Here is a 15,892-nt window from a genome sequence, read left to right as displayed (position 1 = left end):
CCGCGAACCGGTGAACCTCGCGCGCATCCGCCGATCGCGGGTGACCAGCGCCAGGGCGCCCGCGCTGCCGGCCAGCGCCATCTTCAACTCCTCAAAGAGGGACGGCGAGAGGTGGTTCGTGGGCTCGTCCGTACGAGCCCAGCAGAAGGAGGTGCATCCGCTCGCTCACCAGCCGGGCACGCTCGATACGCCGTCGCTGCTCGTACGACAACTCATGGGTGCTCAGTGCGAGTTGACGATGGATGGGCAGGCCGGGCGACGGCAGCCGGTCGGCGTGTTCGTCCCGGCCGCCGGGGCGGCAGTACGCGAACGCCACCAGCACGCTCAGCCCCGGCCGCCACCGCACACCCTCCTGCCACAGGTGCCCCACTCGGCCGGAAACGTCCACCGTGCCCGTGTCCGACCGCCGCGGTCGGTTTACCGGGTCGCCCCCGGCCAGGACGCACAACAACGTGCCTTGGCCGCGCCGTTGGGACCGGTGACCGGCAGCCGCTCGGCAGCACCGAGCCGTAGCGCCGAGCCGTTGCGCCGAGCCGTTGCGCCGACACAGCCAACAGGCCTTCCGTGGACGCGCCGTCGAGCAGGACGGCTCCTCGCCGGTCCTGCCCACGGTGTCGATGCAGGCGGCAAAGGTCAGCGTGTCCGGTGCCGGCGCGACGGCGACACCCGGTTCGTGGTCGGCCGCTCCGTGCGCTCCTTGGCATCGCTGATCCGGCTCATCGCGCCGTGAGCGCGATCCCGCGCACGGAAAGCGTCATGACCTAATCCGACGTCGAATCCGTGTCTTCGTCGACTTGCGCGGGATGCCGCCGACCCGCTCCACATTGGTTTCGGCCAGACTGCGGCTGCGGTCCAGATCGGCCCGCCACTCGTCGTACTGGCGTTACCGCCGACGGCAATCGGCGGCCTTCGCGGCGGGGAAGTTGACGTAACCGCTTCCACGGCCGGTTACACAGCCCTCGTCCACTTCCAGGACGGTGGTAGTAAGCCGTTCCAGAAACACCCGGTCGTGAGTGTGCTGCAGCGGAAACAGTGCGCGATGGCGGAGTCGTGCTCTACGCGGTCGGGCGAGGGCGATCACGGAGTTTCCATGTGACCGACCGTGCGCGGCCGTGCGAGAAGCAGGCAACGCGTTTTCGGCCGATGCTCGCCAACTCGGTTGGCCGCTACACGGGTTGAGTCGATAGAGTCGGCAAGCGGCATCAAGACAACGTTGTCGCGCACACGTGCTTCCCGACCCCTGGCATCGCCTGGGCGGGGACACCCCGGACCGCCCTACTCCCCCCTTGGGGCCGGCCCGGCTCGCGGACCCGGTGGGCGCACGGCTCGCTGCCCACCGGGTCCGCCCAGAGCGGCTGCCGCTCAGCCGACCCGGCAGGGAAGGCTTGTGGCGCTGTCACCGCCCGAGCCGGAGACGACGTATCCGAACGTCGCACTCTGGCCCGGACTCAACGAGCCGTTCCAGTCGGCGTTATGGACCATCACCGCCTGCCCGTTGTACGTGGCGTTGCCGCTCCACAGACTCACCACCGACTGGCCGGTCGGCAGCGTCCAGTCGACCATCCAGCCGAGCATCGGGACGTCGCCGGAGTTGGTGACGGTCACCTCGGACTGGTAGCCGCCGTTCCAGCTGTTGGTCGTCCTGCGCGTGGCGGTGCACGTGCCGGGGACGGGCTCGGTCGGGTTGCCCGGTTCGTGGATACCGGTTACCTCTCCGTTTCCCCCGTCGAAGACGATGTCGGAGCAGGAGTAGAAGGTCTCGGCGCTGTCGGAGCGCTGCCAGACCATGTAGATGATGTGCCGTCCGGACTTGTTGGCCGGGAGTTGCCCGGTCCAGGAGTAGTTGGCCTCGACCGTGCCCGGGCTGCCGTTGAGCGGCGGGTGGTCGACGGAGAGGAACGGCTGGTCCTCCATGTCGTCCCAGGCGAGGGTCTGGGTCGGGTCGAAGCCGTCCTTGGTGACGTAGACGTAGAACCAACCCGGGTGCGCGGCCCAGGCATTGTAGGAGAAGTCGACGGTCGCGCCCGAGGTGAGGTGGGTGAGCGGCCAGTCGCTGCGCGGCGCGTTGAAACCGGTGAAGTTGGCGTTGCCGCCGCTGCACAGCTGACCGTCCGGCACGAAGCCGCGGGTGCGGCCTGCGCCGTCGGAGCGCAGCACGGAGAACCAATTGTAGAACGGTGTGGTACCGCTTACCTGCTGCGCGTTCTTGCAGGCCGGGTTGACCGGTTTGATCTCACCGGTGTCGGTCAGTCCGTCCTGCCAGCACAGGAAGGTGCGACTGGCGGGCTTCATGGGGGTGCCGTGGGCCTCGGCCTTGCCGCCGGTCGTGACGATCAGGCCGAGGGCGGGGACCGTGGCCAGCAGGGCCAGGAGGACGAGGAGGAGGGCTCGGGGGCGTAACCGGGATTTGAGGTCTGGCGCGATCATGACAGATGACATGGCGAATGAGTCCGCCTTCCGTGTACGGACCGTGCTTGCATGGAGGCACTGCGGGTGCGGGTGCGGTTGTGGATGCGCGAAGCGGGAGCGTCCCGGGCTCGCGCCCGACGGGTTCCGGTCCATCGGACGCGGGTCGATGTGGGAGCGCTCCCACTCCACCTGTGGCGGAAGGTAGCGCCGTACGGCCCACTTGTAAACGGGCCTGTACGGCGCTTCTGTGAGGGTCCGTCCGTCAGTGGTGGTGCGGCGACGTCAGAAGGTGCTGGCGCAGAAGTTCCTTGCCGTAGTCGTTGCCGTTGGGCGTGCGGACCACGCAGTGCAGGTGCTGCTGGGTCGGGTCGCCGCCATTGGTCTCGCCGTAGAGCGAGCCGAACGCGAACGGCGACTGACAGTCGACCTCGATCCAGATGACGGGACTCTGGATACGGCAGTAGAAAGCGGATTCCGCGGCTGTACCGCCCATCCAGGCGAAGTAGGTCTCGCCGAGATGCTGCTTGATCTCAGCAAGCTGGATCTTCGCGACGTCGTCCTTGGCCTTGCCGACGAAAAGACCGACCAGCGTCAGCAGCGACTTGCGCTGGCCGGGGGTGAGCCGGCTGGCGAGGATGCCCTTGTACTCGACGACCGCGTTGTCGGTGAAGGCGCCGGCGGTGATCTCGTCGTTGTCCTTGTCGGACTTGAGGATCGCCGTCGACCGCTGGGTGGTGTCCAGAGAGTTGACGACCGCGAGCGCCGCTTTGATCTCCTCCTGCATCACCTCGGTCTTCGTGCCGTCGATCTCCATGGAGGTCGGCTCGCAACCCCAGAAACAGGGGCTCATGACGACCTGGTCGCCGAGGACGAAGTAGTTGACGACGAGGTGGTGGCCGTCGAACTGGAAACCCCACGGCTCGATGGCGGAGGGCGTTCCCATGATCGTCCAGTAGTAGGCCTCGGCGTACTGGGTGTTGTTGACGGCCTCGCAGGCCGCCTTGTTGATCTTCCGGGTGAGCTGCGTCGTTTCCAGTCCCTGGGCGCTCAACGCGGCCTTCAGCAGGGCCTCGCCGAGGGCGTTCTTCTCGTCGGAGAGATCGGCGATGGAAACACCCTGACGGGAGTAGGCGTCGGTGTTGCTCCATAGCCGCCACTCGGTGGAGTGGATCGCGAACTGCGCGTCGGACTTCTCGCTGTCGCTGAGTCCGGCGAGGAAGGCCTTGGCGGCGGCGATCACCGGGGCGGTGGTGACCTTCTGCGAGTGGATCGCGTACAGGTTGTCGATCCGCTTGCCGTCGGTGGTGAGGCCGAAGAACTCCTCGGTGATGCCCTCGGTCGGCATCGCGCCGCCGGCCCCGCCGCCCGGTCCGCCGCTGGGCGCTCCGCTCGGCGAGGCGGAGGCGGAGGCGGAGGCGTCCGCCGTGGCGGTGGTGTCGTCGGCCATCGCGGCCCAGGCGCCGGCGCCGCCCATGGTCGCGACGGCGGTGGCGCCGCTGGCGAGGAAAACCTTGCGCATGAAGTTTCGGCGATCGGCGTGAGCGCGTCGGCCGGCACCGCGCTGCGGTTCCGCCTGCGGTTCCAGTTCCCCGGTGGTGGAATCGGTCATCTCCGCTGGCTCCCTTCATCGTTGGCACGTCCGTGGCGGACTGCCGGGCGTTGATGACTCTGCGAGCGGAAGCTGAGCGAAAGCTGAAGAGATGCGCTCATCGAGGCATGGCCAGCCGGCCGCTGCGCACACTGAGCGGTATGGCCGTCTACGACATGCTCGGTGGGACCTACGGTCGGACGCGGCGGCCCGATGCGCGGATCGCGGCGCGCATTCACGCCGCGCTCGCAGACGCCGTCGATGTGATCAACGTCGGGGCTGGAACCGGTTCCTACGAACCGCCGGGGACGGTTCTCGCCGTCGAGCCCAGCGAGGTCATGATCGGACAGCGTCCGCCGGGGACCGCGCCCGTCGTGCGTGCGGTCGCCGAGCGGCTTCCGGTACGCGACGACGCCGCCGACGCCGTCATGGCGGTGCTGACCGTTCATCACTGGACGGACCTGGAGGCCGGACTCGCCGAGCTGCGTCGGGTCGCCCGGCGTCGGGTCGTCGTCCTGACCTGGGACCAGTCGATCTACCGCGAGCGGCTGTGGCTCGTCCGTGAGTACCTTCCGCAGGCCGCTGCGCTCGACGACGGCCGCGCCGTGCCGATCGAGCGGCTGGTCGCTCTCCTCGGCGGGGCGCGTCAGGAGATCGTCCCGGTGCCGCACGACTGCACCGACGGATTCGGTGCGGCCTACTGGCGGCGGCCCCACGCCTACCTCGACCCGCAGGTGCGGGCCGGGATCTCGATGCTCGCCCAGACCGGCGAGGACGCCCTCGCGCCCGGTCTGGCCGCGCTCGAGGACGATCTGGCGACCGGCCGTTGGCACGAACGGCATGCCGACCTGCTCGCCCTCGACGCGATCGACGTCGGCTACCGGCTCCTGGTCGCGGACATCTGACCCTGGTCCGGCGGCCCGAGGCCGCCCGAGCCGGCACGAGGTGACCCGAGGCGGTACTGGGTGGGCGAGGCGGCACGAGGTGGACCGGCTCACCTTGTCGATCGCGCCGCCTGAGCTTGTTTCTGCTGTCGTTTCCCACCGGCCGTCTGTTTCACGGTGTTTCCTGCTCGCCGCAGAGCACGCACGTCCACGGCGTGCCGGTTCGTCATCTCAGCGCACCGACACCCGCGGACTCCAGGTCAAGGTGTCCGCTCCCGCCTCCCCCGCCAGCGGCAGTTCCAGGATGAACTCGGTGCGGCCCGGTTCGCTGTGGACGGCAATGTGGCCGCCGTGGGCCGCGGTGATCGCCGCGACGATGGCGAGGCCGAGCCCGGCGCCGCTGCCTGTGGTGGCGCGGGCCCGGGAGACGTCGGCGCGGGTGAAGCGTTCGAAGACCGTCGGGAGGAGGTCGGCCGGAATGCCGGGGCCGTCGTCCCGGACGCGCACCACGCACAGCCCCCGGCGTGCTTCCACCACTGCCACGACCCGCGTGCCCACAGGGGTGTGCACCCGCGCGTTGGCCAGCAGGTTGGCCACCACCTGATGCAGGCGCGCCTCGTCGCCGAGGACCAGCGGCGCCTCGTCGAGGCACAGCTCCAGTTGCCAGTCGTGGCCGCTGCCCGCGGCGCGGGCGTCCCACACGGCCTCGGCGGTCAGCGCGGCCATGTCCACTTCGAAGGACTGCAGAGGCCTGCCCTCGTCGAGCCGCGCGAGCAGCAGCAGGTCCTCCACCAGCCCTGTCATGCGCGCCGACTCCGCCGTCACCCGCCGCCAGGCCAGCCCCGGTTCGATGCGGTCCGTTCCCCGGTTCATCAACTCCGCGTATCCGGCGATGGAGGCGAGCGGTGTGCGCAGTTCGTGGCTGGCGTCGGCCAGGAAACGCCGCATGCGTTCCTCGCTGCGGCGCACGACCTCCTCGCTGCGCTGGCGTTCGGCGAGCGAGGATTCGACATGGTCGATCATGCGGTTGAGGGCGGCTCCGACCTGGCCGGCCTCGCTGCCGGGATCGGTGTCCCGGTCGGGAACCCGGGTGAGACCGGTTACCTCGCCGCGGCACAGCGGGGCGTGCGAGACCTCGACGGCGGTAGCGGCGACCCTGCCGAGCGGGCGCAGCTGACGTCGTATGACCACCGCGCACACACCGCCGGCCGCGGTCAGCCCGGCCGCCGCGACGACCGCTTCGATCGCCACCAGGCCGCTGATCATGTTCTGGACGTCGTCCATCGGGAGGCCGGTGAGAACCCGGACACCGTTGTCGTCGAGGGCGGTGAGGCGATAGCTGCCGAGGCCTGGAACCGTTCTCGTATGGAAGGAACTGTCAGCTTTGATGCCCGACAGCGCCCTGGTCTGCGCGGCGGTGAGGTTCTGCGGCGGGGCGTCCTGGCCGACGGTGGCCGCCGCGAGGACACCGCCGTCGGTGTCGAGGCGGGCAGCGAGCATCCCCGCGGGGTGGCCGCTCTCGTTGAGGAAGGTCAGGTCGCGGGTGAGGTTCGGGTGGAGCGAGGCCCCGCCGACGCTGCGCTTCGCGGCGTCGGTGACGCGGTCGTCCAGATTGCCGAGCAGGTAGGCGCGCTGCGCGAAGACCGTGGTGACGGCCATCGTCGCGCAGACGGCGACCAGGATCGCCGTGATGAAGAACAGGAGTCGGGTGCGCAGGGAACGGCCCCCGAGCCTGCGGGCGTTCGTCTCCGATCCACCGCGCGCGCCCACCTCCCGACTGCTGCCCGTGCCCGATTCCGGTCCACCACGAGCGCCCGCCTCCCGGCCACCGCCCCCGCCCGCCTCAGACCCGCTGCGGATGTTCGTCGCCGGGCCGCCGCTGCGACCACGTGTCTCGGGTCCTCCGCCGGTGCTCATCTCCCGTCCTCCACCGGCCTGATGGCGTATCCCAGCCCGCGCACGGTGTGGATCATGGGCGCGCGACCGCGGTCGATCTTTCGGCGCAGACTGGAGATGTACACCTCGACGAGGTTTCCGCCGCCGTCGAAACAACTGCTCCAGACCCGGTCGAGGATCTGCGCCTTGCTCAGCACCTGGCGCGGGTGTTCCATCAGCACGCTGAGCAGGTCGAACTCCTTGGCGGTGAGGGTGATCCGGGCACCGTCACGGTGCACCTCTCTGGATTCGGCGGCCATCATCAGGTCGCCGAGGACGCGGACGGAGTCGTCCGTGCGGGTGCGCTCGGCACCGGAGCGGCGCAGGAGTCCGCGCAGCCGGAGCACGACCTCCTGGAGTGAAAACGGTTTCGTGACGTAGTCGTCGGCACCGTTCTCCAGTCCGTCGAGGCGGTGCTCGACGGCGTCGCGGGCGGTGAGCATGAGGACGGGCAGCTCGGGGTTCTCGTATCGCAGGCGTCGCAGCACCTGGATGCCGTCCAGGTCGGGCAGCATCCCGTCGAGGACGACCGCGTGCGGGGCGCAGCGGCGCGCCTCGCGCAGCGCGCTCTGTCCGTCCGGCGCCGGATAGGGGTGCCAGCCCGCCTCCGAGACGGCCACGGACAGCACTTCGGTGAGCGCGGGTTCGTCGTCGACGATCAGGACGCGAACGCGGACGGATCGCAGCCCGTGGGTGCCAGTCATGTCCGGATTCTGTCCCGGTCGGCTGAGGGAACCCTGTGTTCCGACTGAGGTCAAGCCGTGGGACATGGCGTGCACGGCCGGACGGCACCCCACCTCTACGCGTACAGCACCCCACGTCTGCGCGTACGACAGCCCTCCGCCATCCTGCGGAAACCGTCGTCAACGCTTACGGAAACGTCTGGTCGGCGCGCACGGAAACCACCGGTCGACACGGACGGAAACCACCGATCCGCGCGCTACGACGCCGTCGATCGACGCGCATGACAGCGTCTGCCGTCCTGGCCGAAACAACGTTGTGCGCCCTCAACTGCCGTGGCCGATGCGGGCATTGGCACACCCTGGCCACACGAATCCCTTGAGCCCCTTTCCGTACAGCGCCCACCCTGATCACTGGCTTCCGCTCACCAGGCCGGAAGCGTTTTCAGAGTTCAGGGGAGGACGTCCACCCATGCGAAGACTCCATGCCCTCTGGGCCGTGGCAGGCGCGGCCGGGTTGGTCGCGGGCGCGGTCGCGCCCGCGGCGGCCGGTCCCGTGTCCCCGGTCACCGAGCCGGGAGCCAGCAGCCCGCAGAGTGTCACCACGCCCGACACCCGACAGGGCGCCACGAGCACCCAGACCGTCACCCTCATCACCGGCGACACCGTCTCCGTCACGACGGGAGCGGACGGCAAGAACGCCGTCGACGTCCGGCGCGGCAAGGGCCGCGAGGCCGCCACCTTCCTGTCCAGTGAGAAGAACGGCGAGGTCAGCGTCCTGCCGACGGACGCCATCCCGCTCATCAAGGCGGGCCGCCTCGACCCCACCCTGTTCAATGTCAGCCGGCTGGTGAGTCAGGGCTACTCGGACGCGAAGACCGGCGCCACCCCCGTGATCGCCACCTACAGCAAGGGCAGCGCGACCCCCGACGGCGCGCGCCGGACGCTCGCGCTGCCCGGGATCGACGGCGCCGCGCTGAGCGCGAAGAAGTCCACCGCCTTCTGGGCGGACATCGCCCCGACGCTCGGCACCGAGCCCACCGCGAAGGCCGCGAGGCAGCTCGGCGAGGGCATCGACAAGCTCTGGCTGGACGCCCAGGTGAAGGCGTCCCTCGATGTGAGCGTGCCGCAGATCGGCGCGCCCGAGGTGTGGCAGGCCGGCTACGACGGCAAGGGCGTCAAGGTCGCCGTCCTGGACACGGGCGTGGACACGGGGCACCCGGATCTCGCGGGGAAGATCGCGGAGTCGACGAGCTTCGTACCGGACCAGGCGGTGCAGGACGGTCATGGCCACGGCACCCATGTGGCGTCCACGATCGTCGGTTCGGGCGCGGCCTCGGGCGGCAGGCTCAAGGGAGTCGCCCCGGGCGCGGAGCTGCTGGTCGGCAAGGTGCTGGGCAACGACGGCCGGGGCCAGTCCTCCTGGATCATCGCGGGCATGGAGTGGGCGGCGCACTCCGGTGCGAAGATCGTCTCCATGTCGCTGGGCGGTACGGCGACCGGTCCCTCCGACGTGCTGAGTGAGACCGTCGACGAGCTGTCCGCGTCGACGGGCACCCTCTTCGTGATCGCGTCGGGCAACGCGGGCCCCTATGAGCAGTCGGTCGGCACCCCGGGCATCGCCGACTCGGCGCTGACGGTGGGCGCGGTCGACAAGTCCGACAAGCTGGCCTCGTTCTCCAGCCGCGGCCCGCGTCCCGGTGACTTCGCGGTCAAGCCGGAGATCACCGCGCCGGGCGTGGGCATCGTGGCGGCCCGTGCGGCGGGCACCACCATGGGTACGCCGGTCGACGCCAACTACACGTCGGCGAACGGCACTTCGATGGCGACCCCGCATGTCGCGGGTGCGGCGGCGCTGGTCGCGCAGGCCCATCCGGACTGGACGGGCGAGCAGATCAAGCAGTCCCTGGCCAGCACGGCGAAGACGAATGACGTCAACTCCGTGTTCGAGCAGGGCGACGGTCGGGTCGACGCCGTACGGGCGGTCGGGCAGAACGTCTTCGGGACCTCGGCGTTGAGCTTCGGCAAGTTCGAGGACGGTGACAGCGGGGCCGTCAGCAAGGACATCACGTACACCAACACCACTGACAAAGCGGTGGAGTTGAAGATCGCGTCGTCCCTCACCGGCGTCACGCTGGGCACCGGCACGCTGACCGTGCCCGCGCGGGGCACCGCCACCGTCCCGGTCGGCGTGGACCCGGCGAAGGAGGCCCAGGGCCGGTACGAGGGCCACATCACGGCGACCGCCGACGGCGTCCAGGTCACCACGGGCGTCGGCTTCGAGAAGGCGCCGAAGACGTACGACCTCAAGGTCTCCCTCCTGGCTCGCGACGGCAAGGCGCCCACCGGGGGTTCGATCTACACGCTCATGGAGCTGAACGGCGACTACCCCGACGAGTACGGCTTCCTCGGCAGCGGCTGGACCTGGCAGGTCCCGGCCGGCACGTACGCCATCTCGACCTGGATCCCGGACCGTGACGGGGGCGGGACGGCCGTCGGCACCTCGGTCGTCTCCAGCCCCGAGATCAAGGTGGGCGGGGACACGGAGGTCGTGCTCGACGCCCGCAAGGCGGTGGAGATCAAGCCGAAGACCAAGCAGAACTCCGAGTTCAAGGGCTTCAGCACCAATGTGCACCGCGAGGGGCCGGGCAACGCCTGGGGGCTCACCTACAGCCAGGGTTTCTGGACCGACCACGTCTATGTGACGCCGACCCCGAAGGTCACCATCGGAAACCTGGAGTTCTCCGCCAAGTTCCGGCTGTACGAGAAGGAGTTGACGGCGAGCGTCACCAGCCCGGAGAAGACCGAGCTGTCCTCGCTCTACTACTCGCAGACGTACACCGACTTCCCGTTGAAGATCAGCGGTGACCACAAGGTCCGGGCGGTGGACGCGGGCGCCGGTACCGAGGCCGACTTCGCGGGCCTCGACGTCAAGGGCAAGGTCGCGGTGGTCAAGGTCGGCGCCACGGACCGCGCACAGAGCGCTCTGGACAACGCGACCAAGGCCGGCGCCGGTTACCTCATCGTGTACCGCGACAAGCCCGGTTTCTGGATCGAGGCCGTGGACCGGGCGACCACGGTCCCGCTGATGATCGCCACCGGCGAGGAGGGCGCCAAGCTCACCGGCCTGCTGAAGACCGGCAAGAAGGTCACCCTGAAGCTGAGCGGCACGCCGGTCAGTCCGTACGTCTACAACGTGCTCGTCGCGCAGAGCGGTTCCATCTCCGCGGACCAGACGTACAGCCTGGACAAGTCCAACACCGTGAAGCAGCACGCCCGTTACTACGGGGCGACGGCCGGCGAGATCGGCGCGGACGCGCTGTACACCTTCCGCCCCTGGCAGCTCTTCGGCATCGAGAGCAGCGTCTACACGCAGCTGGGCACGGAGCGCGACGAGTACTACTACGTCGACCCCGACACCCGTACCTGGCACACCGTCTACCCCAACTGGAACACGTTCAGGGGCCAGTGGAGCCCGCTGCGGACCTTCACCGAGGCGGGCACGGAGAAGACCACGGAGAACTGGCTGCGCCAGGTCATCCGCCCCGGGACCAGCGAGGAGTACGGCCTCTCCGAGCGCACCGGCGACAAACTCACCATGTCGGTAGCGGAGTTGACCGACTCCACGCCGGGCCACTACGGATACATCAACGGCACCGACAGCACCGCGAAGGGCAAGCTCTACGCGGACGGACAACTGGTCGGCGACTCGACGTTCGGCGGGTACGGCATCTTCGACGTCCCGGCGGGCAAGGCCTCGTACCGCTTCGATCTGGATGTGCAGCGGCAGGCGGACTGGGCCAAGTACTCCACCAGCACCCACACCGAGTGGACCTTCGCCTCCGCGCACACCGACGCCTCGACGGCGCTGCCGCTGCTCACCGTCGGCATCGCCCCTAAGGGGCTGGACCTCCTCAACCGCGCCGACGGCAAGCAGGAGTTGGAGGTCGCGTTGCCGGTCTCCGACCAGCTGGGCAGCGTCCGGGCGAGCAGCCTGAAGGCGTGGGTCTCCTACGACGAGGGCGCCTCCTGGAAGGAAGTGAAGGTCAAGAACGGTCAGGCCCGGTTCAAGGCCGCCAAGGGCGCCGAGACGGTGTCGCTGCGGGTGCGGGCCGCCGACCGGAACGGCAACGGGATCGACCAGACCGTGCTGCGGGCGTTCGGCCTGAAGTAGGAGACGCCGGCACCTGTGCCACCTGCACCATCTCTGCGACCTGTGCCACGTGTGCCTCGGCCTTAACAAGGATCCTCTAGCGTGCCGAGTCATGGTTAACACGGCATTTGACACTGCGGGGCGGACCCCTGCCGCGAGCCCTTGGGCCGCGGTGGGGGTCTCTGCTTTCGACGAGCTGGTGTACCAGTCGGTCCTCCATCAGCCCGACGCGGGCGCGGCCGGCTGGGCGCTGCTGACCGGAGCCTCTCCGGGACGGGTCCGCGAGTCCTGCAACCGGCTGCTGGCGCTCGGTCTGCTGCAACCGCCGGACTCCATGGGCGGGTTACGCGCAGTCGACCCGCGGGTGGCGATCCGCGCGCTGATCCGGCAGCGGGAGACGGAGTCCGAACTGCTCGCCGCGACCGCCGAGGAGATGGCGACCTCGTACGAGGCGGGGCTGCTGCGAGAGGAGCCGTCCCGGCTGGTCGAGGTGGTTTCCGGGGAGGGTGCGAACGCTGCCCGGCTGGAGGAGCTGTACGCGCGCGCCGAGCACGAGGTGTGCGTCTTCGACACTCCCCCGTATCTGGCCCCGCGCACCCCGCAGTTGGACCTCCAGTCCGATCTGCTCAGCCGCGGGATCGTGTACCGCACGGTGTACGCGGCGACCGCCCTGGAGGATCCGGACGTCCTCTTCCACGCCTGGAAGATGGTCGAACTCGGCGAGCAGGCCCGGGTGTTGCCCTCGGTGCCGGTCAAGTTGCTGCTGGTCGACGGGCGTCGGGCGATGCTTCCGCTGACCTCGTTCGAGGCGGGCGGTTACTGCTCCGCAGTCGTGCGGCACTCGGCGGTGACCGATGCGCTGCAGCAGCTCTTCGAGCTGGCCTGGCAGCAGGCCGCGCCGCTCGGCCAGGGCGTCGGGGAGGGTGAACTCTCCGAGGGCGAGCGGACGTTGGCCCGGTTGCTGGCGGCCGGGATGAAGGACGAGGCGGTGGCCCGTCATCTGGGGGTGAGCCTGAGGACCCTGCGGCGGAGGGTCAGCGACTTGCAGGACCGGCTGGGGGCGGCGAGCCGGTTCCAGCTGGGGGTGCGGGCGGCGCAACGGGGCTGGGTGTAGCGGGTCACCGGACAGCGAAGGGCCGCACTCCCCTGTGGTGGGGAGTGCGGCCCGACTGCCGTACCGGAGCGCCTACTTGGCGATCAGGCGGAGCGCCCTACTTGGCGATCAGGCTGCGCAGCACGTACTGCAGGATGCCGCCGTTGCGGTAGTAGTCGGCCTCACCGGGGGTGTCGATGCGGACGACCGCGTCGAACTCGACGCCCGTGTCGGTGGTGACCTTGACCGTGGCCGGGGTGGTGCCGTCGTTGAGCTCGGTGATGCCGGTGATGGAGAAGGTCTCCTCGCCGGTCAGCCCGAGGGACTCGGCGGACTGGCCCGCCGGGTACTGGAGCGGGATCACGCCCATGCCGATGAGGTTCGAGCGGTGGATGCGCTCGTAGGACTCGGCGACGACGGCCTTGACGCCGAGGAGCGCGGTGCCCTTGGCGGCCCAGTCGCGGGACGAGCCGGAGCCGTACTCCTTGCCGGCCAGGATGACCAGCGGGACGCCCTGCTCGATGTAGTTGCGCGAGGCGTCGTAGATGAAGGAGACCGGCCCGCCGTCCTGCGTGAAGTCGCGGGTGTAGCCGCCCTCGGTGCCCGGCGCGATCTGGTTGCGCAGGCGGATGTTGGCGAACGTACCGCGGATCATGACCTCGTGGTTGCCGCGGCGCGAGCCGTAGCTGTTGAAGTCACGACGCTCGACGCCGTGCTCGGTGAGGTACTTGCCACCGGGGGTGTCGGCCTTGATCGCGCCGGCCGGGGAGATGTGGTCGGTGGTGACCGAGTCGCCGAGCTTGGCGAGGACACGGGCGCCGGCGATGTCCGAGACCGGGGTGGTCTCCATCGTCATGCCCTCGAAGTACGGGGGCTTGCGGACGTACGTCGACTCCGCGTCCCACTCGAAGGTGTTGCCGCTCGGGATCGGCAGCGCCTGCCACTGGGCGTCGCCCGCGAAGACGTCCTGGTAGGACTTGTTGAACATGTCCTCGCCGATGGCGTTCGCCACGACGTCGTTGACCTCGGCCTCGGTCGGCCAGATGTCGGCCAGGAAGACGGGCTTGCCCTCCTGGTCCACACCCAGCGCGTCGCGCGTGATGTCCACCTTCATGGAACCGGCGAGGGCGTACGCGACGACCAGCGGCGGGGACGCCAGGTAGTTCATCTTGACGTCGGGGTTGATCCGGCCCTCGAAGTTGCGGTTGCCGGAGAGCACCGAGGTCACGGCCAGGTCGTGGTCGTTGACGGCCTTGGAGACCTCCTCCGGCAGCGGGCCGGAGTTGCCGATGCAGGTGGTGCAGCCGTAGCCGACCAGGTTGAAGCCGACCTTGTCGAGGTACGGGGTGAGGCCCGCCTTGTCGAAGTAATCGGTTACGACCTTCGATCCGGGGGCGAGGGTGGTCTTGACCCAGGGCTTGCGGGTCAGGCCCTTCTCCACGGCCTTCTTCGCGACGAGCGCGGCGGCGACCATGACGTACGGGTTCGAGGTGTTGGTGCAGGAGGTGATGGCCGCGACCGTCACCGCGCCGTGGTCGATCTCGTAGGTCGAGCCGTCGGGGGCGGTCACGGTGACCGGGTTCGACGGCACGCCGTCGGATGCGGCCGGGGAGTCGGAGGCCGGGAAGGACTCCTTGCCCGCCTCGTCGTCGTCGGCGACGTAGTTGCGCACGTCGGACTTGAACTGCTCGGCGGCGTTCGCGAGGACGATACGGTCCTGCGGGCGCTTCGGGCCGGCGATCGACGGGACGACCGTCGACAGGTCCAGCTCCAGCTTCTCGGAGAAGTCGGGCTCGGCGGCCGGGTCGAGCCAGAGGCCCTGCTCCTTGGCGTACGCCTCGACGAGCGCGAGCTGCTGGGCGTCGCGGCCCGTCAGCTTCAGGTACTTGATGGTCTCGTCGTCGATCGGGAAGATCGCGGCGGTGGAGCCGAACTCCGGCGACATGTTGCCGATGGTGGCGCGGTTCGCGAGCGAGGTGGCGGCAACGCCCTCGCCGTAGAACTCGACGAACTTGCCGACCACGCCGTGCTTGCGGAGCATCTCGGTGATGGTCAGCACGAGGTCGGTGGCGGTGGTGCCGGGCGTCAGCTCACCGGTGAGCTTGAAGCCGACGACGCGCGGAATCAGCATCGAAACCGGTTGTCCGAGCATCGCGGCCTCGGCCTCGATGCCGCCGACGCCCCAGCCGAGCACACCGAGGCCGTTGACCATGGTGGTGTGGGAGTCGGTGCCGACGAGGGTGTCGGGGTACGCCTGTCCGCCCCGGACCATGACCGTACGGGCCAGGTGCTCGATGTTGACCTGGTGGACGATGCCGGTGCCGGGCGGGACGACCTTGAACTCGTCGAACGCGGTCTGGCCCCAGCGCAGGAACTGGTAGCGCTCCTTGTTACGGCCGTACTCCAGCTCGACGTTCTGCGCGAAGGCGTCGTTGGTGCCGAACTTGTCGGCGATGACGGAGTGGTCGATGACCAGCTCGGCCGGGGCCAGCGGGTTGATCTTCGCCGGGTCGCCGCCGAGCTCCTTGACGGCCTCACGCATGGTGGCGAGGTCGACGACACAGGGGACGCCGGTGAAGTCCTGCATGATCACGCGGGCCGGCGTGAACTGGATCTCCTGGCTGGGCTGCGCCTGCGAGTCCCAGCCGCCGAGGGCTCGGATGTGGTCGGCGGTGATGTTCGCGCCGTCCTCGGTACGGAGCAGGTTCTCCAGCAGCACCTTCAGGCTGTACGGAAGGCGAGCCGAGCCTTCCACCTTGTCCAGCCGGAAGATCTCGTACGACTCGTCGCCCACGCTGAGCGTGCTACGGGCGTCGAAGCTGTTCGCCGACACGACAGTCTCCTTCATTGATGTGCGCGTACCACCGCATCCTGCCGTCACACGGGCTTGGCCGATCCGCTAAGGTCAGGCTAAGTTAGGTAACCCTTACCGGGGTGGCGGCTGCGGTGCGCCTCGGCAGATATCTCGATGTCGAGATAACTCTAGTACACGAGGGCTGAATGGTCATGCCCGGGCTCGCTGTCCTTGCCCGGTGAAGCCGATCGGCCTGTCATCCGATCGAGGCGTTCGACAGCGAACCCGGGCGCCCGCGACATGATCCACCGGACAGGCCCCAGGCGTCCGCCGTCGAGGAGGGCCGGGGCCCGTCC

At 69.2% G+C, this 15,892-nt stretch carries 9 protein-coding genes; 3 read left to right on the top strand and 6 right to left on the bottom strand.

Annotated features, from left to right (window positions below; translation table 11 throughout):
* Positions 1-91: 91 nt before the first annotated feature.
* The 3 genes from ACWCPF_RS10585 to ACWCPF_RS10575 all read right to left on the bottom strand — a co-directional run bounded on the left by ACWCPF_RS10585 (position 92) and on the right by ACWCPF_RS10575 (position 4,018).
* On the bottom strand, positions 92-388 hold the full coding sequence (locus ACWCPF_RS10585) for a hypothetical protein (protein ID WP_451044608.1): 297 nt from the start codon (positions 386-388) through the stop codon (positions 92-94).
* Between the two features lie 974 nt (positions 389-1,362).
* Entirely contained in the window at positions 1,363-2,427 is a 1,065-nt protein-coding gene (locus tag ACWCPF_RS10580) for a lytic polysaccharide monooxygenase auxiliary activity family 9 protein (protein ID WP_451044607.1), read from the bottom strand.
* Positions 2,428-2,671: 244 nt separating this feature from the next.
* Positions 2,672-4,018, bottom strand: coding sequence for a DUF3500 domain-containing protein (locus ACWCPF_RS10575; RefSeq protein ID WP_451044606.1), 1,347 nt, complete (start codon positions 4,016-4,018; stop codon positions 2,672-2,674).
* A gap of 140 nt (positions 4,019-4,158) precedes the next feature.
* Between ACWCPF_RS10575 and ACWCPF_RS10570 the strand changes: the two genes are divergently transcribed.
* Positions 4,159-4,902, top strand: coding sequence for a class I SAM-dependent methyltransferase (locus ACWCPF_RS10570; protein WP_451044605.1), 744 nt, complete (start codon positions 4,159-4,161; stop codon positions 4,900-4,902).
* 210 nt (positions 4,903-5,112) lie between these two features.
* On the opposite strand, the gene ACWCPF_RS10565 is transcribed toward ACWCPF_RS10570, so the two are convergent.
* Both ACWCPF_RS10565 and ACWCPF_RS10560 read right to left on the bottom strand, forming a co-directional pair.
* Positions 5,113-6,540, bottom strand: coding sequence for a HAMP domain-containing sensor histidine kinase (locus ACWCPF_RS10565; protein WP_451044874.1), 1,428 nt, complete (start codon positions 6,538-6,540; stop codon positions 5,113-5,115).
* A 254-nt stretch (positions 6,541-6,794) separates the two neighbouring features.
* Positions 6,795-7,520, bottom strand: a complete 726-nt coding sequence (locus ACWCPF_RS10560; protein ID WP_451044604.1) for a response regulator transcription factor — start codon at positions 7,518-7,520, stop codon at positions 6,795-6,797.
* A gap of 448 nt (positions 7,521-7,968) precedes the next feature.
* Between ACWCPF_RS10560 and ACWCPF_RS10555 the strand changes: the two genes are divergently transcribed.
* Together ACWCPF_RS10555 and ACWCPF_RS10550 are read left to right on the top strand one after the other, a co-directional pair.
* The gene (locus tag ACWCPF_RS10555; protein ID WP_451044603.1) at positions 7,969-11,670 is read left to right on the top strand and encodes a S8 family peptidase; all 3,702 of its coding nucleotides are present in this window, start codon (positions 7,969-7,971) and stop codon (positions 11,668-11,670) included.
* A gap of 151 nt (positions 11,671-11,821) precedes the next feature.
* Positions 11,822-12,763 (top strand): LuxR C-terminal-related transcriptional regulator, encoded by a 942-nt coding sequence (locus ACWCPF_RS10550; protein WP_451044602.1) that lies wholly within the window; start codon positions 11,822-11,824, stop codon positions 12,761-12,763.
* Between the two features lie 97 nt (positions 12,764-12,860).
* Here ACWCPF_RS10550 and acnA read toward each other — a convergent pair whose 3' ends face one another.
* On the bottom strand, positions 12,861-15,575 hold the full coding sequence (gene acnA / locus ACWCPF_RS10545; protein WP_451044601.1) for an aconitate hydratase AcnA: 2,715 nt from the start codon (positions 15,573-15,575) through the stop codon (positions 12,861-12,863).
* Positions 15,576-15,892 lie beyond the last annotated feature (317 nt).

The organism is Streptomyces sp. NPDC001858 (assembly GCF_053594615.1).
The sequence above is the reverse complement of the archived record's forward strand: the minus strand, read 5'-3'. Positions and strand labels throughout refer to the sequence as shown.